This window comes from Granulibacter bethesdensis (genome assembly GCF_001889545.1).
Taxonomy (GTDB): domain Bacteria; phylum Pseudomonadota; class Alphaproteobacteria; order Acetobacterales; family Acetobacteraceae; genus Granulibacter; species Granulibacter bethesdensis_B.
The window spans coordinates 1,902,407-1,922,769 of sequence record NZ_CP018194.1; the positions used below are offsets into that span (position 1 = coordinate 1,902,407).

The following is a 20,363-nucleotide window of genomic DNA, read 5'->3' on the forward strand; positions in this document are numbered from 1 at the left end:
TGACACGGGAACAGGCCGTTACAGATGTTTCCCGATAGCCTGCATGCTGCTATACCCGGCCCGCGTCGCCCGGTTCGGGGGGCGTGGTTCGTCACACCGTCGCTGAAAGTCATGCCATGGCACGCCGACGCCAGCTCTATGAGGGCAAGGCCAAAATCCTGTTCGAGGGGCCCGAACCGGGCACGCTCGTACAATATTTCAAGGACGATGCCACCGCCGGGAATGGAGCCAAAAAAGGCATCATCACCGGAAAAGGCGTGCTGAATAACCGAATCAGCGAATATCTGATGCAGCGTCTGGGTGAAATCGGCATCCCGACCCATTTCGTACGCCGCCTCAACATGCGGGAGCAGTTGATCCGCGAGGTCGAGATCATCCCTCTGGAAATCGTTGTGCGCAACATCGCCGCCGGCAGCATTTCCAGCCGCCTCGGCATCCCGGAAGGCACCCGCCTGCCGCGCTCCATCCTCGAATACTATTACAAGAACGATGCGCTGAACGACCCCATGGTCGCAGAGGAACATATCACCGCATTCGGCTGGGCCAGCACCACTGATATGGACGACATCGTCTCCCTGACCCTGCGCGTGAACGATTTCCTCTCCGGCCTGTTTCTGGGCGTCGGCATCCAGCTTGTCGATTTCAAGCTGGAATTCGGCCGCCTGTGGGAAAACGAGGAAATGCGTATCGTGCTGGCCGATGAGATCAGCCCTGATAACTGCCGTCTGTGGGACGCCAAGACCAACGAGAAAATGGACAAGGACCGTTTCCGCCGCGATCTCGGCGGGGTCGAGGAAGCCTATCAGGAAGTGGCCAAGCGCCTGGGCATCCTGCCGGAAGCCGGAAGCCGGGACATGAAGGGCCCGGAGACCATGCAGTAACAATGAGCGATACAGCAATGAGCCATCCCACCAAGGCCGTGGTCACCGTCACCCTGAAGAACGGCGTGCTTGACCCGCAGGGCAAGGCCGTCGGCCATGCCCTTCATACACTGGGATTCTCCGGCGTTGGCGAAGTCCGCATCGGGCGCGTGATCGAGCTGGAACTGGCCGAGACCGATCCCGAACGTGCGCGTCAGACCGCGGAGGACATGGCCCGCAAGCTGCTGGCCAATACCGTGATCGAAAGCTTCCATGTGGAGATCAAGGCATGAGCCGTTTTCAGACCCGCCTGTTCAGCGCCGTTCTTGCCTGCACCGCCCTCATGACCGGGCTGTCGGGCTTTTCAGCACCGGCTCATGCCGATTTTCTGAAGAGGAAGGTCCTGCTGGATTCCTGCCTCAGCGCAAAAAACGAGCGTGACTGCACCGGCTATATCGCCGGGATCGCCGACGCCGCCAGCGATGCGAAACAGGTGTGCATCCCTGCCGAGGCCCATCTGCCGCAGGTCAAGGCCCGCGTGCTGGGCTGGCTGAAAGCCCATAAGGAAAACCCCACCGAAGCCGCCGCCCCGTGGGTGAAACAGGCCCTGACGGAAAGCTTCCCCTGCAAGTGAGCCAATGCGCATGAAAGCCGGCATCGTCATTTTCCCCGGCACGAATCGCGACCGCGACATGGCGATCGCGCTGGAACGTGTCACCGGCCATGCGCCGGCGCGGCTGTGGCACCGCGACACCTCCCTGCCTGCCGGACTTGACCTGGTGGTATTACCGGGCGGGTTCAGCCATGGCGACTATCTGCGCAGCGGGGCCATGGCCGCCCTCTCCCCCATCATGGCCGAAATCCGCGCCTTTGCCGAACGCGGCGGCCATGTGCTGGGGGTCTGCAACGGTTTTCAGATCCTCACCGAAGCGCACATGCTGCCCGGTGCGCTGCTGCGCAACGCTTCCCTGCGCTTCCTGTCGATGGACTGCCATCTGCGGGTGGAGCGGGCCGGAACGCCCTTTACCTCGCGCTGGCAGAAGGGCGACATCTTCCGCTCCCCCATGGCGCATGGCGATGGCAATTTCTTCGCCGATGACGATACGCTCGACCGGCTGGAAGGCGAAGGACGTGTCGCGTTCCGCTATGTCAACGCAGCGGGGGAAGCAACACCGGACGCCAATCTCAATGGCAGTGCCCGCTCTATCGCCGGTATCTACAGCGAAAATCTGCGCGTGCTCGGCCTGATGCCCCACCCGGAAAACCTGGTGGACCCGCTGATGGGAGGCGTGGACGGCAAACCGCTGTTCGACAGCATCGCCGCATCGCTCGCGGCATGAACGGGCGGAGCGGTTCCCTTCCGGTGGGCCGTCCGCCCCGATCTTTTCCTACCATCCGCGCGCGCCGCTTTTCGCAGGCCAGCGCGCCCGGCACCGAGGCTGCTGCATGACCCGAGACGTCACCCTGTCCCTGGCCCAGGAATTCGGCCTTGATGCCGCCGAATACCAGCGCGTACTGGACATCATGGGCCGCACCCCAAGCTTTACCGAGCTGGGCATTTTCAGCGTGATGTGGTCGGAGCACTGCTCCTACAAATCCTCCCGCCACTGGCTGAAGCAATTGCCGACCAAGGCCCCCTGGGTCATTCACGGTCCGGGAGAAAATGCCGGCGTGGTCGATATTGGCGACGGGCTGGCCGCCATATTCAAGATGGAAAGCCACAACCATCCCAGCTTTATCGAGCCTTACCAGGGCGCGGCGACGGGTGTGGGCGGCATTCTGCGCGATGTGTTCACCATGGGTGCGCGGCCGGTGGCCAATCTGAACGCGCTGCGCTTCGGCAGCCCAGATCATCCGGCCACGAAACGGATCATCGACGGCGTGGTGCGTGGTATTGGCGGCTATGGCAACTGCGTCGGCGTGCCGACCGTGGGGGGAGAGGTCAATTTCCACCCGTCCTATAACGGCAATCCGCTGGTCAATGCCATGACTGTGGGCATCGCGCCAAAAGACCGCATTTTCCTCTCCGCCGCGGCGGGTGTCGGCAATCCGGTGATCTATGTCGGCTCCAAGACCGGACGCGACGGCATCCATGGCGCGACCATGGCCAGCACAGAGTTCGGCGCGGATTCCGAGGAAAAACGCCCCACCGTGCAGGTCGGCGATCCGTTCACCGAGAAGCTGCTGATCGAAGCCTGTCTGGAGCTGATGGCCACCGACGCCATTATAGCCATTCAGGATATGGGCGCGGCCGGCCTGACCTCCTCCTCCGTTGAAATGGCGGGCAAGGGCGGGGTTGGCATCGAACTCGACCTCGATGCCGTGCCGCAGCGCGAGGAAGGCATGAGCGCCTATGAAATGATGCTCTCGGAAAGCCAGGAACGCATGCTGATGATCCTGCGTCCCGACCGGCAGGATGTGGCCCGTGCCATTTTTGAGAAATGGGAGCTGGATTTCGCCGTCATCGGCCACCTGACCGATACCGGACATATCGTCGTGAAGCATCAGGGCGTGGTGGAAGCCGATATTCCACTCGATCCTCTGGCTGAACAGGCCCCCCTCTATCAGCGTCCAACCGTGGAAACGCCGAAGCGTGCACCGCTGGGTGAGGTCGCTGATCCGGTCGGGATCGCACCGGCCCTGCTGACGTTGATCGGCTCGCCGGACATCGCCTCCCGCCGCTGGATCTGGGATCAGTATGACAGCACCGTCGGCGGTCAGACCATCCGCCGTCCGGGCGCTGCCGATGCCGCCGTGGTGCGGCTGGATGGCACCCGGCGTGCTCTGGCCCTGACCACCGATTGCACGCCGCGCTACTGCTTTGCCGATCCTGAAGTGGGCGGTGCGCAAGCCGTGGCGGAAACATGGCGCAACCTGACCGCGGTGGGTGCGCGTCCGCTGGCCATTACCGACAACATGAATTTCGGCAATCCGCAAAAGCCCGAAATCATGGGCCAGTTCGCCGCCGCCATCCGTGGCATGCGCGAAGCCTGTCTGACGCTGGATTTCCCGGTCGTCAGCGGCAATGTCAGCCTCTACAACGAGACCGAGGGCACCGGTATTCTGCCGACCCCGGCCATTGGTGGCCTTGGTGTGCTGGATGAGGCTGAAACCGCCACCGGCCTCTCCCTGCGTTCGGGCCTTGATCTGGTGCTGATCGGTGCAGGCGGCACAACGCTCGGTCAAAGCCTGTGGCTGCGCGAGATCACGGGCCGCGAGGACGGACCGCCCCCGGCGGTCGATCTGGCCGCAGAGCGTCGCCATGGCGATCTGGTGCGCAGCCTGATCCATCAGGGCAAGGTCGCTGCCTGTCATGATCTGTCCGATGGCGGTCTGCTGGTGGCCCTCGCCGAAATGGCCATCGCTGGCCATACCGGTGCTGTGCTGAGCGTGGAAGGCGATCATGTCTTCTGGTATGGTGAGGATCAGGCCCGCTATATCATCGCCACCACCGACAGCGCGGCGGTGCTGGATGCGGCGAAAGCGGCCAATGTTCCCGCCAGCCTGATCGGACGTGCCGAAGGGGCGGATTTGCAAGTGCCGGGTTGCGCCCCCATATCCGTTTCTGCCCTGCGCGAACGTCATGAGGCGTTTCTGCCTGCGCTGATGGCGCAGCGCTGAGCGCCCTGTCTTCAAGCCCCGCGAAGGAGAGTATCGCTATGGCCATGTCGGTTGGAGAAATCGAGGCCCTGATCAAGACGGCGCTGCCGGATGCACAGGTCACGATCGAGGATCTGGCCGGGGATGGCGATCATTACGCCGCCACGGTCATCAGTGAGGCCTTCCGGGGCAAAAGCCGGGTGCAGCAGCATCAGATCGTCTATCAGGCCCTGCAAGGCCGGATGGGCGGTGTGCTGCATGCTCTGGCGCTCCAGACCAGCGCGCCCACCTGAAAATCCCTGTTTATTTCCTCTTTACGAGCCAAGGACGAGCCGATGAGCGACACAGCCAGCCGCATTCAGGCAGATATCAATGAGAACCCGGTCATGCTCTACATGAAGGGCACGGCGATGTTTCCGCAATGCGGCTTCTCCGCCCGGGTGGCGCAGATTCTGAACCATCTTGAAGTGCCCTATAAAACTGCCAACGTGCTGGAAGATCAGGCATTGCGCGAAGGCATCAAGGCCTTCTCCAACTGGCCGACCATTCCGCAGCTCTATATCAAGGGCGAGTTCATCGGTGGCTGCGACATTGTGATGGAAATGTTCCAGAGCGGCGAATTGCAGACCCTGCTGAGCGAAAAGGGCATCCCCCACAAGGCTGCCGCCTGATACTGCGCAGCCAATGTATCAAGGCCTATCAAAAGCCGGAGCCTGTGCTCCGGCTTTTTTCATGCGGGCCGTGCAGACCATTCATCCAGCACCATCCGGGCCATGCTCCTGTCTCTGATCAGATCGGCAATGGTATATCGGTCCAGCACAGCCAGAAAGGCGCTGACAGCCTCGGCCAGCACTGGTGGAGCGGCACAGGCCGGACGTACAGCACAGCCGGTGCAATCCACCATCTCAAAACCATCCTCGGTATGACGTACCAGCGCACCGAAATTAATGTCCTCGGGCGGTCTGCCAATACGCAAACCTCCGTTTCTCCCCCTTACCGAAGATACGAATCCGACCGATACCAGATCTTGCACAACCTTCATCAAATGGTTGTGGGAAATGTCATAAGCTTTGGCGATCTCTGCAATTGAAACCAAACGATCCTGGCTGACACTTAGATGAAGCATCACGCGGATCGCATAATCTGTATAGCGGGTGAACCTCATAGGAGTGCCTTCCCGCAAATTCGCTCCGGTTAAAAGATGTAAATATTATATATATTTTATGGACTAAAAAATGTACTTGATATACCTCTTTTTGATCCATTTTTACCGGCTCGGCTTAGAAAGGACGCGCCACATGCCTTCACCTCTTAGGGATGCTTCCATCGCCCTTATCAAAGCGACCATACCCGCTCTCGCTGAGCATGGCATCACTATTACCCAGACCATGTATGCCCGACTGTTCCAGAACAGGGAGATTGCCGCCCTGTTCAATCAATCCCATCAATCCAACGGTATGCAGTCAGAGGCTCTCGCGGGCGCGATCCTTGCCTATGCCCATAATATCGACAATCTTGCGGTGCTTGGCCCAGCTGTGGAGCGTATTGCCGCAAAACATGTCGGGGCGCATATCCTGCCGGAACACTATCATTTTGTTGCCGAAGCCCTGCTGGGGGCAATCAGCGATGTGCTCGGTGATGCAGCAACGCCGGAAATTCTGGACGCATGGGGGGAGGCTTACTGGTTTCTCGCCAATGTCCTGATCAAGCGGGAAAAAGACCTGCGTGAGGCTGCTGCCCGTGCCGAGGGCGGCTGGACCGGCTGGAGACCTTTTATCGTCGCCGATAAAATCAGAGAGAGCGACTGCATCACCTCCTTTATCCTTCGCCCGGCCGATGGCGGCCCGGTGCTGTGGCATCAGCCGGGCCAGTATCTGACGATCACGCTGTCCCCTGCGGGGATTCCTCCCATGAAGCGCAACTACACCATTTCCTGTGCTCCCAATGGCAAATACTATCGCCTCACTGTCAAGCGTGAGGCGTCCGGAGGCGGAGCATCGGCTTTCCTGCACGATCAGATGAGCGTCGGTGATACCCTGCTTGCCACCCCGCCGGCCGGTGATTTTGTGTTGCCTGAAACCCAGATGCGGCCCGTGATTCTGGTCTCCGCCGGGGTCGGACTGACACCGATGGTCAGCATGGCTGAAAGCCTTGCCGCACGTCACTGCCCGGTGCCGGTGCATTTCATTCATTGCACCCCTAACAGCAAGACACACGCCATGGGGGCCGCGCTGAATGCGCTGGCAGAGAGACATAAGGACCGCATGACAGTCACGACCTTCTATTCCCGCCCGCTTGCGACCGATGAGCAAGGTGTGGCCTATGACCAGCAGGGCAGAATCACTGCCCAGTGGCTGACGGTATGGCTGGCGGCCCATATACCTCTGATGGATGCCGATCTCTATTTATGTGGCCCCCATTCGTTTCTCCATGACATGCTGACCGGGCTGGATGCAGCCGGTGTGCCCGCGGAAAGAATAAATCATGAGCTGTTCGGCCCCACCATCAGCCTTCAGGCCGCATAACATCTGCGTGTGACGGGCATATTCACGCGGGGGAACTGCAACCAGCCAGACCCTAATGGCGCTGTCAGTCCGGGTTTTATGAACCGGAGCAACAAACATGTCCCTTTTTAACTCGATTGTAGACAAGATTGTTCACTATGCCAGCAACCTTGTCTCAGGAGCCAAAGCCGACCCCGCATCGGCCAAACCTGAGCCGGGTGAGACTTCTACAGCCTCATCCGGCGCCGTTTCCGGAACAGGTTCTTCCCTGCAATCGGTCGATATCGGGGCTACACTCTCCCGATTGGCCGAGCAGCATGGTCAGGGTCTGAACTGGCAAAGCTCGATCGTCGATCTGCTGAAGCTTCTTGGGCTGGATTCCAGTCTGCAAGCCCGCCAGACGCTGGCCAACGAACTCAACGTCCATGCCGGAGAAGCCGGCAGTGCAGAGCAGAACATCGCCCTCCATCAGGCAGTGGTGCAGAAACTGGCCGCTCATGGCGGGAAATGGCCTGGCTGAGACGCAAGGTCACTCCTCAAACAAAATCAGGGCGCTGGCAGGATCTCTGCCAGCGCCCTTTTTCCTGCCGGGACGAAACGGAGGGAGCGTTACTACCGCTGGAGATCAAAGCGATCGAGCATCATCACCTTGTTCCAGGCAGCAACGAAATCATGCACAAACTTCTCCTTCGCATCGTCGGAAGCGTACACTTCCGCCACGGCGCGCAGCTCGGAATTGGAACCGAAAATCAGATCGACCGTGCTGCCTTTCCAACGCAGGGCATTGGTCTTGCGATCATGGCCTTCATACACGCCAGCCGTATCGGCAGCTTTTGACCATTTCGTGGACATATCAAGCAGGTTGACGAAGAAATCATTGCTCAGCACACCCGGATGATCGGTCAAAACGCCAAGCTGTGAGTGGCCTTCATTGGCATCCAGCACCCGCATGCCTCCAACCAGCACCGTCATTTCCGGCACGGTCAGATCGAGCATGCTGGCCCGCGTCACCAGCATCTCCGCCGGAGAAAGCTGGTTGGACGCCGCATAGTAGTTGCGGAATCCATCAGCGGTCGGCTCCAGTACGGCGAAGGATTTCACATCGGTCTGCGCCTGCACTGCATCGGCACGGCCCGGCGTGAACGGCACCACGACCGGATAGCCCGCCTTCTTTGCAGCTTCCTCAATCCCGACATTACCGCCCAGCACGATCAGATCGGCCAGAGATACTTTCTTGCCATCATGATTGCCGTCATTGAAAGCAGTCTGGATGCTTTCAAGCTTGTCGAGAACCTTCTTCAGTTCCTGCGGATCATTGACCGGCCAGTCTTTTTCCGGGGCCAGACGGATACGCGCACCATTGGCGCCTCCACGCTTGTCTGTGCCGCGGAACGATGCGGCTGATCCCCACGCCGTACGCACCAGTTCTGGAACCGCGAGACCGGAGGCCAGAATTTTCTGCTTCAGATCAGCAATATCGGACTCATCGACCGCCTTGTAGGTGATCGCCGGCAGCGGATCCTGCCACAGCAGATCTTCCTTCGGCACTTCAGGACCAAAATAGCGTGAACGCGGTCCCATATCGCGATGCACCAGCTTGAACCAGGCCCGTGCAAAAGCAGCCTTGAATTTCTCAGGATCTTTCTGAAAGCTGAGCGCGATCTTGCGATAGGCTGGATCGGTTTTCAACGCTATGTCGGTCGTGAACATCATCGGCGGATGACGCTTGGAGGCATTAAAGGCGTCAGGAACCAGCTGATCCGCCGAGGCATCTTTCGGCTTCCACTGGATGGCACCACCGGGACTTTTCGTCTGCACCCAGTCAAAACCGAACAGATTATCCAGATATTGCGAGGTGAAATTCACCGGATCAGCCGACCACGCACCTTCCAGACCGCTGGTGATTGTATCAGGGCCTTTGCCAGTGCCACATTTATTTTTCCAGCCCAGCCCCTGTTCCTCGATCCCCGCCGCAGCCGGAGCAGGCCCAACGCATTTCGTGGGGGAGGCCGCACCATGTGCCTTGCCGAATGTATGGCCACCGGCGATCAGGGCGACAGTTTCCTCATCATCCATCGCCATGCCGCCAAATGCTTCGCGGATATCCCGCGCCGCTGCAAGCGGATCAGGAACACCATTCGGGCCTTCCGGATTGACGTAGATCAACCCCATCTGGGTCGCAGCCAGCGGCTTCTCCAGCTTGCCGTTTTTGTCGCGGTTATTCGACATGAACTTTGCACCGGCCCCCCAATAGATCAGGTCCGGCTCCCAGTCATCGGTGCGACCGCCTGCAAAGCCATAGGTCTTGAAGCCCATGGTTTCCAGCGCGACATTGCCCGTCAGCACCATCAGATCGCCCCAGGACAGCTTCTCGCCGTATTTCTTCTTGATCGGCCAGAGCAGACGGCGGGCTTTATCCAGATTGGCATTATCCGGCCAGCTGTTCAGCGGCTCGAAACGCTGTTGGGCACCACTGGCCCCACCACGCCCGTCATAGGTACGATAGGTGCCCGCGCCGTGCCAGGCCATGCGGATGAAGAAAGGTCCGTAATTACCATAATCCGCTGGCCACCAATCCTGCGGCGTCTTCAACAGAACGGCGATATCCTTTTTGACCGCATCGAGATCAAGTGTCTGAAAAGCTTTGATATAATTGAAATTCGCTCCCAGCGGATTAGACTCCGCCGCATGCTGGCGCAGGGGGGACAGATCGAGATGATCCGGCCACCAGAACTGGATAGAGCGCGGCTCACCATCACTCCAGGCGGGCGCCATAGGGATGGTCGCAGAGAGAACGGCTGCCAGAACGGCGGCAACGCTTCTGATTGTCCGGTGCATGCAGCTTGATCCTTCCTGATGATGACTGAGACGTCTTAACGGCGGCTCTGTGACTGGCGAGGAAGATGCAGAACCCGGCGGCTCAGGGATAATAGATTGTTGCTACCGTCAGGATCGGCTGTGCCTATCGAAGCGTTGCAGGTTCGGAATTATCAATCTTTTCAAACAGATCGCAAACCGTCTGATCAGTCTGTGCGACAAAATGGGCCTCTATTTCTCCGGAAATGGCAGTTATTGCATGTCGACGCCCACAAAAAAGCCGTCCCTCGCAGGAGAGACGGCTTGTGTAGTCAGGGTCAGTCAGGAAAGGCTCAGACTGCCTCATCCAGCGCGGCAAGGATGCTGTCACCCATCACCTGCGTGCTGACCGGTGTGAGTCCGGGGCCAACAATATCGGCGGTGCGCACGTTGCGGTTCAGCACCGCACTGCAAGCCTGCTCGATCAGATCGGCCTCGGCATGCATGTCGAACGAATAGCGCAACAACATGGAAAAGCTGAGAATCTGCCCCAACGGATTGGCAATGCCCTTGCCCGCGATATCCGGCGCGCTGCCATGGATCGGCTCATACAGCGCCGGACGGCGGCCATCCGCATCCCGCGCACCAAGCGTCGCGGAGGGCAGCATACCGAGGCTGCCGGTCAGCATGGAGGCGAGGTCGGAGAGAATATCGCCGAACAGATTGCCGGTCAGGATCACATCGAACTGACGCGGATTGCGCGCCAGCTGCATGGCACAGTTATCGGCCAGCATGTGGGACAGGGTAACGTCAGAATATTCGGCTGCATGCAGCTCCGTCACCACCTGACGCCAGAGCAGACCGCTTTCCATCACGTTGCATTTTTCAACGCTGGTAACACGATTATCGCGCGCACGGGCCAGATCGAACGCCACACGGGCCACACGCTGGATTTCCGTGGTCGAATAGGTCTCTGTGTTGAAACCACGCTTCGTGCCATCCGGCAGGGTCTCGATCCCGCGCGGCTCCCCAAAGTAAACACCGCCCGTGCTTTCGCGGACAATCATGATGTCCAGACCACGCACCACATCGGCCTTCAGCGTGCTGGCATCCACCAGCGCGTCGAACACCTTGGCCGGGCGAAGATTGGCGAACAGGCCCAGCTCCGAACGCAGACGCAGAATGGCGATCTCCGGGCGCATATCGAAGCCGAGCTTGTCCCATTGCGGACCACCGACGGAGCCAAACAGAACGGCATCGGCAGCTTTCGCGGCAGCCAGCGTTTCATCGGCCAGTGGCGTGCCCTGTGCGTCGATCGCAGCGCCACCGACCAGACCTTCAGACAGATCGAAGCGGATACCGCGCTTCGCTTCCAGCCAGTCGATGATACGCCTTACCTGCTGCATCACTTCCGGGCCGACACCGTCACCGGGCAGCAGCAGCAACTTACGGGCAGTCGTCATGTGATCCGTCCTTCGCAAAAGCGCCCGCTTTCGAAAAAGCGGGGCGCAATCAGCAGTAAACTCGTATGAAGCAGCCGGCACTCAGTTGGCAGGCAGCGTGATGCGGGGAAACCAGGGCTGGGTCACGGTCCGGTTTTCCTCGAACCGGTCGATCGCCTCACGGCGTTGCAGGGTCTGGCCGATATCATCCAGACCATTCAGCAACAGATGGCGGCGGAAAGGATCAATCTCGAACGGAATTTCCTCCCCGTTCGGACGCACCACCACCTGACGCTCCAGATCGATGGTCAGGCGGGAATTGGCGCCATTTCCGGCATCATCCATCAGGCGATCACAGATATCGCGTGGCAGACGGATCGGCAGAATCCCGTTCTTGAAGCTGTTATTATAGAAAATATCAGCAAAATCAGGCGCAATGACACAACGGATGCCAAAATCGAGCAGCGCCCACGGTGCATGCTCGCGGGAGGAGCCGCAGCCGAAATTCTCATGCGTGACCAGAATCTGCGCCTGACGGTAAGGCTCCCGGTTCAGTACGAAATCAGGATTCTCCTGACCATCGGTGTAGCGCATCGCATCGAACAGATGCTCGCCGAGGCCGGTGCGCTTGATGGTTTTCAGAAAGCGGGCCGGAATGATCTTGTCGGTATCGACATTGGCGATCGGCAGCGGTGCGGCAATGGCCGTCAGGACGGTGAACTTGTCCATCAGACGGTCTCCTCGACAGTCAGGGTTCTTACATCGGTCAGCCGACCGGTGACAGCCGCCGCCGCCGCCATGGCGGGAGACAACAGATGGGTGCGTCCACCCGGCCCCTGCCGCCCCTCGAAATTACGGTTGGAGGTGCTGGCGCAACGCTGGCCCGGCGTCAGCTTGTCCGGATTCATGCCCAGACACATGGAGCAGCCCGGCTCCCGCCACTCGAAACCGGCATCAAGGAAAATCCGGTCCAGCCCTTCCTGTTCGGCCTGCTGCCGCACGATGCCGGAGCCAGGGACAACCAGCGCCCGCACACCGTCCGCCACATGACGACCACGGGCAATAGCGGCGGCGGAACGCAGATCCTCGATCCGGCTGTTAGTACAGCTGCCGATGAACACGACATCGACCGGCAGATCAGCGATAGGCGCACCGGGCTTCAGATCCATATAGTCGAGCATGCGGCGCATCTGGGTGCGGCGCGCTTCATCGGTCGCACGGTCAGGGTCAGGCACCATGCCGTCAATACGCACCACGTCTTCCGGGCTGGTGCCCCATGTGACCATCGGCACGATCTCGGAGGCTTCCAGCACCACGACGCGATCGTAATGCGCGCCTTCATCACTGGCCAGAGAGCGCCAGTATTCCACCGCACGGTCGAAATCCTCGCCCTGCGGCGCAAAGGGACGGCCACGCAGCCATTCAAAGGTCACGTCATCAGGCGCCACCAGACCGGCACGGGCACCGGCCTCGATCGACATGTTGCAGATGGTCATGCGGCCAGCCATATCCAGCGCCCGCACCGCCTCCCCGGCATATTCGATCACGTGGCCATTGCCCCCCGCCGTGCCGATCTTGCCGATGATCGCCAGAATCATGTCCTTCGCGGTCGTGCCGGGCGGCATCCTGCCCCGCACCTCGACCAGCATGTTCTTCGCAGGCTTCTGCAACAGGGTCTGGGTGGCCAGCACATGCTCCACCTCACTGGTGCCGATGCCGAAAGCCAGTGCGCCCAGCGCGCCATGAGTGGAGGTGTGGCTGTCACCGCAAACGATGGTAAAGCCCGGCAAAGAAATGCCCTGCTCCGGCCCTACCACATGGACGATACCCTGCCGCACATCCAGCAGATCAAAATAGGGCACGCCAAATTCGGCAACATTCTTCTGAAGCGTCTCGACCTGCAAACGGCTTTCCGGCTCCTGAATACCGGCGCGGCGGTCACTGGTGGGAACGTTGTGATCGACCACGGCAATGGTGGCATCCGGACGGCGCACCGGACGGCCAGCCATACGAAGCCCCTCGAACGCCTGCGGCGACGTCACTTCATGCACAAGGTGACGGTCGATATAGAGGATGCAGGTGCCATCCTCCAGACGATCCACCACGTGGGCATCCCAGATCTTGTCGAACAGCGTCCGCTTCATGCGAGCCTCCGGTCAGGGTGGCCGAACCACGATCCGGCACATCCCGAATAAGCACATCGCCCCGTTCCGGCGGACAGTGTCCACCAACGGAGCATTTCATCAACAGCGCCTGAATAAAAGGGGACACAGCCCGCGCGCTGCAACCGCCGGATCGTGTCCCCTCTTCAGCGTTTCCGTCATGGCAGCACGAAAGGACGCGGCATGACGTGGCACAGTCTCATGGCAAGACCCCCGCCTTGCCATGTCCGGCCATCCGTCATGCACCGCCTCATTCCGGGCCGCCCATCCAGACAATCTCCGCATCCCGTCTCCATCACCCGGCGAAACCGGGAATGGAAGCAGGCGAGCCGATTACTCGGCGGCTGCGGTTTCGGTCGTGGTGGTGCGCGCCTTTTCGGCGATACGGGCAGACTTGCCGGAACGGCCACGCAGGTAATACAGCTTCGCACGGCGCACATCGCCGCGACGCACCACCTGAATTTCCGCGATGGTGGGGGAGTACAGCGGGAACACGCGTTCCACACCCTCGCCATAGCTGATCTTGCGGATGGTGAAGTTGCTGTTCACACCGCGGTTCGAACGGGCGATGCACACGCCTTCGAACGCCTGGGTGCGGGTACGCTCACCTTCAACGACCTTCACGAGCACGCGCAGCGTGTCGCCGGGCACGAATTCGGGAACGGGACGTTCGCTGACGAGACGGGCAATCTGTTCCGCCTCGAAGGTCTGGATGATGTTCATGACTTGGATCCTTCTCTGGATGCGGTGATTAGGGCGAGCCGCCACCGCGCGCAACATTATCTTCAGGATAAGAGGCATGTGGCGATGCGGCATCGCCCAGCCGGTAAGCCGTCCATAAATCCGGGCGCCGTTCCCTGGTCACAGTTTCCGCCTGACGTTGCCGCCATGCGGCGACTTCGGCATGGTGACCGGAGAGCAGGACATCAGGCACGCGCCGTCCCTGCCATTCGGCGGGTCTGGTGTAATGCGGATACTCCAGCAATCCGGCGGAGAAGCTTTCCTCCTCCGCACTGCTGGCGGCCCCCATCACACCGGGCAACAGGCGGATACAGGCATCGAGCAGCACCAGCGCCGCAGGCTCACCGCCCGACAGCACATAGTCGCCGATACTGACCTCCTCTGCCGCATGGGCATCGAGGACGCGCTGGTCGATCCCCTCATAACGACCGCAGAGCAGGATGCAGCCCGGCCCGGAGGCCAGAGCACGCACCCGCGCCTGCGTCAGGGGACGTCCACGCGGGGTCATGCACAGAAAGGGACGCTCATCCCCCTCCGTCCTGACCGCCGAGAGCGCGGCATCCAGCACATCCGGCCGCATGACCATGCCCGCACCACCGCCGAAAGGCGTATCGTCCACCGTCCGATGCCGGTCTGGCGCATGGGCGCGGATATCCTCCGCATGCAGCGCCCACACCCCGTCCCGCAATGCCCGCCCGGCCAGAGACAGGCCGAGAGAGCCGGGAAACATCTCCGGAAACAGCGTCAGCACGCTGGCCTGCCAGGGAGAGGAAGGCAAAGCTTCATGATGAGAGGAAACTGCGCTCATGCCGCCTCTCCCCCATCATCGCGACCCTGCTCCCGCCCCTGCTCATTCTGGCCGAATTCCGGAGCGTTTTCTTCCCGCGGCGGGTCGATCAGCACCCGACCGGCGGCAAGATCCACCACCGGCACGGCTGCCCGCGTAAACGGCACCAGCATGGAGGCCCCGCCGGAACGGGTGATCTCCAGGCTCGCGCCCGCACCGTAATCATGCACCTGCGCAACCTGACCCAACAGCGTCTCATCCGACACCAGACGGGCCTCCAGACCGATGAGATCGACGAGGTAAAAATCATCCTCATCCTCCACCGGCGGCAAGGCGTCGCGGGTAATGAAAAGACGCGTGTTGGTCAGACGCTCCGCCGCGGAACGATCCTGCACCGGCACACCGTCAATGGTGATGCTGGCCAGCCCGTCCGCGCGCCAGTCCAGCATAATATGCCGCCCGGCCTCGTCACGCAGCGAGCCATACGCGGTCAGATCATCAGGATCGGCCGTGTGGCTGACAACATGCACCAGACCGCGCACCCCGTGGGGGCGACCGATCACGCCCAGCAGGATGAGATCGCGCGACATTCGGACAAACCGGATTTAAAAGGACGGACGAACCGGATCAGGAAGCGGCGGCAGCCGCGGCGGCCTTCGCACGTTCCTGCGCCTTCTTCTTCGGCGCGGACTGCTTCGGCTGCTCGTTCCAGGTCGGCATCTTGGTCAGACCGGCCTTACCCAGGAAACGGGCAACGCGGTCAGTGGCGATGGCGCCCTCGGTCAGCCAGTGCATGATGCGATCCTCGAACAGACGGACGCGCTCGGCATGCTCGGCGGGGAGCATCGGGTTATAGCTGCCCAGCTTCTCGATGAAGCGGCCATCGCGCGGGGCGCGGCTGTCGGCAACGACAATATGGTAGTACGGACGCTTCTTGGCGCCGGCACGGGCAAGGCGAATCTTGAGGCCCATCGGGTCACTCCCACGTGGCTCTGAACTGCATCCAAACGAAAACGCGCCGCTGCGCGAACCCTCGCGGAGCGGCGGTGCCCAATTCGGACAATCGGTACGCCTTCTAACGGAACAGATCGGCGCAGGTCAAGGAAAGCTGCCAACCTCGCTCCGCGCTTCATGCAAGGCGGTCATGAGCCTCCGTACCACCAGTGTCCAGAACGACCCGTTTATATATTGTTTCAGGCAACGAATATCCTGATCTTACCACACAGCAAGGGGGCAGCCGCATGGGCTGGCTGCTTTTACTGATCGCGCCCGTCATCGGCAGTTTCATCGGGGTGCTGGTCAGGCGCTGGCCGGATGCCCATGGCATTGTTTTCGGTCGCTCCCGCTGTGAACACTGCGCCCAACATCTGTCACCGGCCGAGATAATCCCGCTGCTGAGTTTCCTGTGGCTACGTGGACGATGTCGGCAGTGTGGCAGTCCCATCGATCCGTTTCACCCGATGATCGAGTGCGCCGCCCTTGCAGTGGCTGTCTGCGCCTGTGCCATGAGAGGCATCAACAATCCCTTTGTGGCAGGGGATTGCGTGCTCGGCTGGGCGCTGCTGACGCTGGCCTGCATTGATCTGCGTCACTGGCGGCTTCCTGATATGCTGACCCTCCCGCTCATCCTTCTTGGGATGGGAGAGGCAATATGGCTTGACCCCGCCACCCTGCTCTGGCCGCGTGTAACGGGGATCGTGGTGGCATATGGCGCTCTTGCGTTACTCGGCTTGCTGTATCGTCTTCTGCGCGGACGGGAGGGGCTGGGAGCGGGCGATGCCAAACTTTTTGCCGCCGGAGCAGCATGGACCGGACTGACCGCCCTGCCCGGCATATTGTTGCTGGCTGCGCTTGGCGGGTTGATCCATGCCGCCATCCGAGCCTTCAGAGGCAGCAGATTCAGCCGACATACCGCCATCCCTTTTGGCCCCGCTCTGGCCGCCGCAATCTGGATCGTGCGTCTGCTGATGTTTCAGGATATCGAGTAGCCGCAGAGCCTCTACAAAGACCGCTTTTCCATTATCAGCCGCGCCGCAAAACCGATCATCACCGTGCCGGTGATGCCGTCCAGCACGCGGGATGTCGCAGGATGTGTCAACAGACGCTGCAACGGAATGGTCGCCACCGCTACCGCAGAGAAAAATACCAGCCCCATACAGGCATGAAGGCCGGATAACAGCGCTCCGAATGAAACAGCCGGAAGCTCTGGTGGCAGAAACTGCGGCAGAAAACTGACATAGAAAACGCCAACCTTGGGATTGAGCAAATTGGTCATCATCCCGCGCAGAAACCAGTTGGGATTTGCAACCTGGCGCTCCTGCTCCACCGGAAGCACGACAGGAAGCCCACCGCCAAAAAACACCCGGCGCAGCATGTTTACGCCAAGCCATGCCAGATACAGAGCACCGGCTATCTGCACCACACGATAGGCATATTCAGACGCCGCCAGCAGCGCACCAAGCCCCAGCGCCGTGATTACTCCCCAGCTCAACACCCCTACCGAAACGCCTGCGCCGGCCAGAACCGCCTGACGTGGCCCCTCGACAGTTCCAGTCCGCAAAACCAGAGCCGTATCCAGCCCCGGCGTGACCGTCAGCAGAGCGGCCGCAGCAGAAAAGCGCATGATGGCCGAAAATGCATCCATGACCTGTCTGCTCCATCGGGTTGCCGCGAAAGCATCTCTCCTATCAGAAAGACTTTCAGCGCATCCATGTCTTCACAACAAAGCAGGTCAGCCGGGAAGAAATCTTTCTGACAAAAGATAATTTGCATAACCATCAATCACGAGGATTTGATTCCTCTTTTTCTCCAATCCTCCATTGCCACCTGGCACAACCAGCCGAATAATGATCCGATACCGTATCGTTTTATAATCATCGCTTTGGCATCATCAAAGGGCACGTTCATGCCTGTTGTGCTTCCCCCTTTTCCCTGGGCCAAATTTGCGGAACCGGATTGCTGGTTGCCACTGATCACGCATCTCGGTGATGTTGGCGACTGTTTTGAAGCCCTGCTCAATCTGCCGCTTTATCGTGCCCGGCTGGCCGCGATCATCGAAAAGGAACCGGATCATGTCACCATCCAGCGTCTATGCGCACTGGCCTTTTTGCACGACATTGGAAAACTCAGCAGCGGTTTTCAGGCAAAAATCCTGACAAAAGCCAGAACGGGACATCTGCTGCAAGGTTATCATGCCCTCTGGAGAAAAGAAGCCGGACTGCAAGATGCGCTCGGTTTGGGGGAGGATATCAGCCAATGGGGTGAGGCCATGCGCAGCCTGTTTCTGGCGGCACTGGCCCATCACGGCAAGCCGATCATGGCCTCTGGTCAGGAGCCTGTGAAATCAGACTGGGCCGCCCGGACAGGATACAATCCAGCCGAAGCCGCAAGAGCCATCGGGCAGGCCTGCCGTGCCCGATACCCTGATGCTTTCGGCCCCGGCCCTGAGCTGCCGCTTCATACAGAGCTTCAGCATTTTTTTGCCGGTCTGGTAGCACTGGCCGATCAGATCGGATCGCGTGAGTGCGATTTTCCTCTTGATCGCACGACACGCCCCGCCACAAAGGCGGCGGATGTCCTGCGCAATATCAACATGGACGTGTTCCGGCTGCGGCAGGCGCTGAAACCGGTTGAGCCATGGCAACTTTTCGGCTGGGCGGAAGGGACGAAACTGCGCCCGATGCAGCAGGCTTTGCTGGAACTGTCTCTGGACATACGCCTCGCCGCGCTCGAATCCGAAACCGGCTCCGGCAAGACGGAGGCCGCGTTTCTGCGCTTCCTGCGCCTGTTCAGGGCCGGGTTGGTGGATGGTCTGTATTTTGCCGTCCCGACCCGCGCCGCCGCAGCACAACTTCATCGGCGAATCAATCACGCCGTACAGGCAGCCTTCGGCGGCGAATGCTTTCTGGCGCTGCCCGGATACATGAAGGCCGGGACTGCCGAAGGCTGGGCACTCCCCGGCTATCGCGTGGAATGGGCCGACAATCCGGACGAAGCACAGAAGCAGGCACGATGGGCTGCCGAAGCCTCACGCCGTTTTCTGGCTGCACCGGTTGCGGTAGGCACGGTTGATCAGGTCATGCTCTCGGGGTTACAGGTAAAATGGTCGCATTTTCGTAGTGCAGCCCTTGCCCGCAGCTATCTGGTCATCGACGAAGTGCATGCTTCGGACAGTTACATGAGCGCGGTGATGGACCGGATCGTGCAGAATCATGTGGCCCATGGCGGCCATGCCTTGCTGATGTCCGCGACACTTGGCTCAGCGACACGCGCCAGCCTGCTGGGGGCCAAAAAAACGGGCAAAGCCGATTCATCCAATACAATACAGGCTCCTTATCCATCCCTGAGCTGGGCAGAAGGAGAAAAGAAAAAGAAACAGGAAATTCATCTTGGCATTGAACTCACAGAATATCAGAAAACAGTTTCCATCAGCACGGCTCCCCTGATTGCAAAGCCACACGCAATTGCCAGCATGGCGCTGGAAGCGGCACGACAAGGCGCGCGCGTGCTGGTGATCCGCAATACGGTCGATCAGGTGATTGCGACACAGCAAGCGATCGAGGCGCTGGATGCCAATGCCCCGACTTTATCCGTCAACGGTATACGCTGCCCCCACCACAGCCGCTTTGCCGCCGAGGACCGGCTTCTGCTGGATCATGCGGTTGAGCAGGCAATGGGCAAACACTCCGTTTGTGGCGGCCGGATCATCTGCGGCAGCCAGACAGTGGAACAAAGTCTGGATATCGATGCCGACTTTATGATTACCGATCTGTGCCCGATCGACGTATTACTGCAACGGATCGGGCGGTTGCATCGTCATGCTGGTCGTCATGATCGGCCCGATGCGTTCAGAAACGCCCGATGCATCGTGCTGGTACCGGAAGCATTATCCCCAGAGATCAATTTACTTCACTTCGGCCTTGGGATCAGCCGCGATGGAGGCGGCGTTTATACCGACCTCACCGGCCTGGAAGCCGTAAGGCGTATAATCGGTGAGGGAGCTATCTGGACTATTCCTCAAGATAATCGACGTCTTGTGGAAGCAGGTACTGATCCAAAAACTCTTACCGCACTGGCAGAACAACTCGGGAATGCATGGACCAACGAGCGTAACGTGGTTGTGGGAGGGCACAGCGCACAGGGCACAATCGGGCGAATGAACCTGATCGACCGCACACGAGCCTTTGACGGCAGTATGAGTGACTGTTTCCCGGATGATACGAATATTGTCACCCGTCTGGGTGCAGACCGTACGGCACTCCTTTTTGCACCAGAGACAATAGGGCCATTCGGAGAAAAAGTGACGCAGATATTCGTGCCCGGTCATTGGGTGGATACCAGCATTGCCACCGCAACAGGGGCCGAATGGATACAGCCATCACCGGAGCAGCTTGTGTTTGACCCTGCCGGATTGAGCTACACCAGGTTTGGCCTGACACGATCTGTGAACACATAAAAAGAAGCCAAAATGT

At 60.0% G+C, this 20,363-nt stretch carries 21 protein-coding genes; 11 read left to right on the forward strand and 10 right to left on the reverse strand.

Translation table 11 applies throughout. The features are described 5' to 3' along the window. The first annotated feature begins 116 nt into the window (after positions 1–116). The 7 genes from purC to grxD all read left to right on the forward strand — a co-directional run bounded on the left by purC (position 117) and on the right by grxD (position 5,131). On the forward strand, positions 117–881 hold the full coding sequence (purC, locus tag GbCGDNIH8_RS08700; protein ID WP_072572872.1) for a phosphoribosylaminoimidazolesuccinocarboxamide synthase: 765 nt from the start codon (positions 117–119) through the stop codon (positions 879–881). 2 nt (positions 882–883) lie between these two features. Further along, on the forward strand, positions 884–1,153 hold the full coding sequence (gene purS, locus GbCGDNIH8_RS08705; RefSeq protein ID WP_172822935.1) for a phosphoribosylformylglycinamidine synthase subunit PurS: 270 nt from the start codon (positions 884–886) through the stop codon (positions 1,151–1,153). Then, entirely contained in the window at positions 1,150–1,494 is a 345-nt protein-coding gene (locus tag GbCGDNIH8_RS08710) for a Rap1a/Tai family immunity protein (protein WP_072572873.1), read from the forward strand. Before purS ends, GbCGDNIH8_RS08710 begins: the two co-directional genes overlap by 4 nt. A gap of 10 nt (positions 1,495–1,504) precedes the next feature. Continuing rightward, positions 1,505–2,200, forward strand: coding sequence for a phosphoribosylformylglycinamidine synthase subunit PurQ (gene purQ / locus GbCGDNIH8_RS08715; RefSeq protein ID WP_072573761.1), 696 nt, complete (start codon positions 1,505–1,507; stop codon positions 2,198–2,200). Positions 2,201–2,306: 106 nt separating this feature from the next. Next, positions 2,307–4,481 (forward strand): phosphoribosylformylglycinamidine synthase subunit PurL, encoded by a 2,175-nt coding sequence (purL, locus tag GbCGDNIH8_RS08720; RefSeq protein ID WP_072572874.1) that lies wholly within the window; start codon positions 2,307–2,309, stop codon positions 4,479–4,481. A gap of 38 nt (positions 4,482–4,519) precedes the next feature. Further along, on the forward strand, positions 4,520–4,753 hold the full coding sequence (locus GbCGDNIH8_RS08725; RefSeq protein ID WP_072572875.1) for a BolA family protein: 234 nt from the start codon (positions 4,520–4,522) through the stop codon (positions 4,751–4,753). 42 nt (positions 4,754–4,795) lie between these two features. Further along, a complete protein-coding gene (grxD, locus tag GbCGDNIH8_RS08730) occupies positions 4,796–5,131 on the forward strand; it encodes a Grx4 family monothiol glutaredoxin (RefSeq protein WP_025287073.1) in 336 nt (111 codons plus the stop codon). A gap of 59 nt (positions 5,132–5,190) precedes the next feature. Here grxD and GbCGDNIH8_RS08735 read toward each other — a convergent pair whose 3' ends face one another. Beyond that, positions 5,191–5,625, reverse strand: coding sequence for an RrF2 family transcriptional regulator (locus GbCGDNIH8_RS08735; protein WP_072572876.1), 435 nt, complete (start codon positions 5,623–5,625; stop codon positions 5,191–5,193). A 133-nt stretch (positions 5,626–5,758) separates the two neighbouring features. Here GbCGDNIH8_RS08735 and hmpA point away from each other — a divergent pair, with 133 nt between their 5' ends. Then, on the forward strand, positions 5,759–6,985 hold the full coding sequence (hmpA, locus tag GbCGDNIH8_RS08740; RefSeq protein ID WP_072572877.1) for an NO-inducible flavohemoprotein: 1,227 nt from the start codon (positions 5,759–5,761) through the stop codon (positions 6,983–6,985). Between the two features lie 97 nt (positions 6,986–7,082). Further along, positions 7,083–7,484: a DUF3597 domain-containing protein gene (locus GbCGDNIH8_RS08745; protein WP_072572878.1), complete on the forward strand. Its 402-nt coding sequence runs from the start codon at positions 7,083–7,085 to the stop codon at positions 7,482–7,484. Between the two features lie 92 nt (positions 7,485–7,576). Here the strand turns inward: GbCGDNIH8_RS08745 and katG are convergent, their stop codons facing one another. The 8 genes from katG to rpsP all read right to left on the reverse strand — a co-directional run bounded on the left by katG (position 7,577) and on the right by rpsP (position 15,864). Next, positions 7,577–9,739, reverse strand: coding sequence for a catalase/peroxidase HPI (katG, locus tag GbCGDNIH8_RS08750; protein ID WP_172822981.1), 2,163 nt, complete (start codon positions 9,737–9,739; stop codon positions 7,577–7,579). Between the two features lie 374 nt (positions 9,740–10,113). Beyond that, the gene (gene leuB, locus GbCGDNIH8_RS08755) at positions 10,114–11,223 is read right to left on the reverse strand and encodes a 3-isopropylmalate dehydrogenase (protein WP_072572880.1); all 1,110 of its coding nucleotides are present in this window, start codon (positions 11,221–11,223) and stop codon (positions 10,114–10,116) included. Between the two features lie 81 nt (positions 11,224–11,304). Continuing rightward, the gene (leuD, locus tag GbCGDNIH8_RS08760) at positions 11,305–11,931 is read right to left on the reverse strand and encodes a 3-isopropylmalate dehydratase small subunit (protein WP_072572881.1); all 627 of its coding nucleotides are present in this window, start codon (positions 11,929–11,931) and stop codon (positions 11,305–11,307) included. After that, positions 11,931–13,346 carry a 3-isopropylmalate dehydratase large subunit gene (gene leuC / locus GbCGDNIH8_RS08765; protein WP_072572882.1) on the reverse strand — a complete coding sequence of 472 codons (1,416 nt, stop codon included), beginning with the start codon at positions 13,344–13,346 and terminating at the stop codon, positions 11,931–11,933. The genes leuD and leuC overlap by 1 nt, the downstream gene beginning before the upstream one ends. 351 nt (positions 13,347–13,697) lie before the next feature. Further along, positions 13,698–14,087, reverse strand: coding sequence for a 50S ribosomal protein L19 (rplS, locus tag GbCGDNIH8_RS08770; RefSeq protein WP_025320274.1), 390 nt, complete (start codon positions 14,085–14,087; stop codon positions 13,698–13,700). Positions 14,088–14,115: 28 nt separating this feature from the next. Beyond that, complete coding sequence (gene trmD, locus GbCGDNIH8_RS08775; protein WP_072572883.1) at positions 14,116–14,913, reverse strand: tRNA (guanosine(37)-N1)-methyltransferase TrmD; 798 nt, start codon at positions 14,911–14,913, stop codon at positions 14,116–14,118. Then, the gene (rimM, locus tag GbCGDNIH8_RS08780) at positions 14,910–15,482 is read right to left on the reverse strand and encodes a ribosome maturation factor RimM (protein WP_072572884.1); all 573 of its coding nucleotides are present in this window, start codon (positions 15,480–15,482) and stop codon (positions 14,910–14,912) included. Before rimM ends, trmD begins: the two co-directional genes overlap by 4 nt. A 37-nt stretch (positions 15,483–15,519) precedes the next feature. Continuing rightward, complete coding sequence (gene rpsP / locus GbCGDNIH8_RS08785) at positions 15,520–15,864, reverse strand: 30S ribosomal protein S16 (RefSeq protein ID WP_072563579.1); 345 nt, start codon at positions 15,862–15,864, stop codon at positions 15,520–15,522. A 269-nt stretch (positions 15,865–16,133) separates the two neighbouring features. Between rpsP and GbCGDNIH8_RS08790 the strand changes: the two genes are divergently transcribed. Further along, positions 16,134–16,880, forward strand: coding sequence for a prepilin peptidase (locus GbCGDNIH8_RS08790; RefSeq protein WP_072573762.1), 747 nt, complete (start codon positions 16,134–16,136; stop codon positions 16,878–16,880). A gap of 11 nt (positions 16,881–16,891) precedes the next feature. On the opposite strand, the gene GbCGDNIH8_RS08795 is transcribed toward GbCGDNIH8_RS08790, so the two are convergent. Next, entirely contained in the window at positions 16,892–17,536 is a 645-nt protein-coding gene (locus GbCGDNIH8_RS08795; protein ID WP_072572885.1) for a LysE family translocator, read from the reverse strand. A gap of 261 nt (positions 17,537–17,797) precedes the next feature. Between GbCGDNIH8_RS08795 and cas3 the strand changes: the two genes are divergently transcribed. Further along, positions 17,798–20,347 (forward strand): CRISPR-associated helicase Cas3', encoded by a 2,550-nt coding sequence (gene cas3 / locus GbCGDNIH8_RS08800; protein WP_157692606.1) that lies wholly within the window; start codon positions 17,798–17,800, stop codon positions 20,345–20,347. Positions 20,348–20,363 lie beyond the last annotated feature (16 nt).

Excerpts from the sequence above, each read along its gene's own strand:
- purC (WP_072572872.1), top strand. The coding sequence starts at position 117 with ATGGCACGCCGACGCCAGCTCTATGAGGGCAAGGCCAAAATCCTGTTC.
- purS (WP_172822935.1), top strand. The coding sequence starts at position 884 with ATGAGCGATACAGCAATGAGCCATCCCACCAAGGCCGTGGTCACCGTC.
- GbCGDNIH8_RS08710 (WP_072572873.1), top strand. The coding sequence starts at position 1,150 with ATGAGCCGTTTTCAGACCCGCCTGTTCAGCGCCGTTCTTGCCTGCACC.
- purQ (WP_072573761.1), top strand. The coding sequence starts at position 1,505 with ATGAAAGCCGGCATCGTCATTTTCCCCGGCACGAATCGCGACCGCGAC.
- purL (WP_072572874.1), top strand. The coding sequence starts at position 2,307 with ATGACCCGAGACGTCACCCTGTCCCTGGCCCAGGAATTCGGCCTTGAT.
- GbCGDNIH8_RS08725 (WP_072572875.1), top strand. The coding sequence starts at position 4,520 with ATGGCCATGTCGGTTGGAGAAATCGAGGCCCTGATCAAGACGGCGCTG.
- grxD (WP_025287073.1), top strand. The coding sequence starts at position 4,796 with ATGAGCGACACAGCCAGCCGCATTCAGGCAGATATCAATGAGAACCCG.
- GbCGDNIH8_RS08735 (WP_072572876.1), bottom strand. The coding sequence starts at position 5,625 with ATGAGGTTCACCCGCTATACAGATTATGCGATCCGCGTGATGCTTCAT.
- hmpA (WP_072572877.1), top strand. The coding sequence starts at position 5,759 with ATGCCTTCACCTCTTAGGGATGCTTCCATCGCCCTTATCAAAGCGACC.
- GbCGDNIH8_RS08745 (WP_072572878.1), top strand. The coding sequence starts at position 7,083 with ATGTCCCTTTTTAACTCGATTGTAGACAAGATTGTTCACTATGCCAGC.
- katG (WP_172822981.1), bottom strand. The coding sequence starts at position 9,739 with ATGGCGCCCGCCTGGAGTGATGGTGAGCCGCGCTCTATCCAGTTCTGG.
- leuB (WP_072572880.1), bottom strand. The coding sequence starts at position 11,223 with ATGACGACTGCCCGTAAGTTGCTGCTGCTGCCCGGTGACGGTGTCGGC.
- leuD (WP_072572881.1), bottom strand. The coding sequence starts at position 11,931 with ATGGACAAGTTCACCGTCCTGACGGCCATTGCCGCACCGCTGCCGATC.
- leuC (WP_072572882.1), bottom strand. The coding sequence starts at position 13,346 with ATGAAGCGGACGCTGTTCGACAAGATCTGGGATGCCCACGTGGTGGAT.
- rplS (WP_025320274.1), bottom strand. The coding sequence starts at position 14,087 with ATGAACATCATCCAGACCTTCGAGGCGGAACAGATTGCCCGTCTCGTC.
- trmD (WP_072572883.1), bottom strand. The coding sequence starts at position 14,913 with ATGAGCGCAGTTTCCTCTCATCATGAAGCTTTGCCTTCCTCTCCCTGG.
- rimM (WP_072572884.1), bottom strand. The coding sequence starts at position 15,482 with ATGTCGCGCGATCTCATCCTGCTGGGCGTGATCGGTCGCCCCCACGGG.
- rpsP (WP_072563579.1), bottom strand. The coding sequence starts at position 15,864 with ATGGGCCTCAAGATTCGCCTTGCCCGTGCCGGCGCCAAGAAGCGTCCG.
- GbCGDNIH8_RS08790 (WP_072573762.1), top strand. The coding sequence starts at position 16,134 with ATGGGCTGGCTGCTTTTACTGATCGCGCCCGTCATCGGCAGTTTCATC.
- GbCGDNIH8_RS08795 (WP_072572885.1), bottom strand. The coding sequence starts at position 17,536 with ATGGATGCATTTTCGGCCATCATGCGCTTTTCTGCTGCGGCCGCTCTG.
- cas3 (WP_157692606.1), top strand. The coding sequence starts at position 17,798 with ATGCCTGTTGTGCTTCCCCCTTTTCCCTGGGCCAAATTTGCGGAACCG.